General features: G+C 66.5%; 1 protein-coding gene. It reads right to left on the bottom strand.

Features of this window, described 5'->3' with window-relative positions:
• The coding region (gene xseA, locus A2I95_RS41705) for an exodeoxyribonuclease VII large subunit (protein WP_291738127.1) at nt 1–869 on the bottom strand (869 nt) is incomplete at its 3' end.
• Nucleotides 870–1,057: the final 188 nt, after the last annotated feature.

A 1,057-nucleotide genomic window follows, 5' to 3' on the forward strand; every position in this document is an offset into this window, starting at 1 on the left:
CCCTGGGTCTCGGCCCAGGCCATCAGTTCCAACCGCACCGGCACCGCCAGTTCCGCCGCCGCAGTCGGGGTCGGCGCCCGGCGGTCGGAGACAAAGTCGATCAGCGTGGTATCCGTCTCATGCCCCACCGCCGAGATCAGCGGGATCTGCGAGGCCGCCGCAGCCCGCGCCACGATTTCCTCGTTGAATCCCCAAAGATCCTCGATCGAGCCGCCGCCGCGGGCGACAATGATCAGATCGGGCCGCGGCAGCGCGCCGCCAGGGGTCAAGCGGTTGAATCCTTCGATGGCGCGGGCCACCTCCGGCGCGCAAGTTTTCCCCTGCACCGCGACCGGCCAGACCAGAACCTTGCGCGGGAAACGGTCCCGCAGCCGGTGCAGGATGTCCCGGATCACCGCACCGGAAGGCGAGGTCACCACGCCGATGATCTGCGGCAGGTAAGGCAGCGGTGTCTTGCGTTCCGGGGCAAACAGCCCCTCTGCCTCCAGCTGTTTTTTGCGCTTTTCCAGCAGCGCCATCAGCGCCCCCTGGCCCGCAACCGCAACCTCGTCCACATTCATGTTGTACTTGGACTGGGCGCCGAATGCGGTCAGCCGGCCGGTGACGACCACCTCCAGCCCCTCCTCGGGCACCACCGACAGGCTGGAAACCTGCCCTTTCCAGGTGGTGCAGGCCAGCACCGAGCGGTCGTCCTTGATGTCGTAGTACAAATGCCCGGAGCGGGCCTTGAACACCCGCCCGACCTCCCCCTTGACCCGGATGCGGCCGAAGGTGCCCTCCAGCGTGCGCTTCACCTCGCCGGAGATTTCCGAGACGGTGAATTCGGGCGCGTTCTGCCCCGGTTGCGGGTCGTCAAACAGGTCGGACATTGCGGGGCTGCTCTCCTGCGGCTTGAGGCTGGTCTTGTTTTGAATTCGCGCGCAGCATAGAACCCGCCGCAAGCAAGGCAAGCCCCGGACAGGACCGGGGCGCCTCTCGGCTCAGGCAGATCGGAGAAGACGCAGATGAACATCCTTATCCTTGGCAGCGGCGGGCGCGAACATGCATTGGCCTGGGC

The sequence above is a fragment of the Leisingera sp. F5 genome (assembly GCF_001593695.1).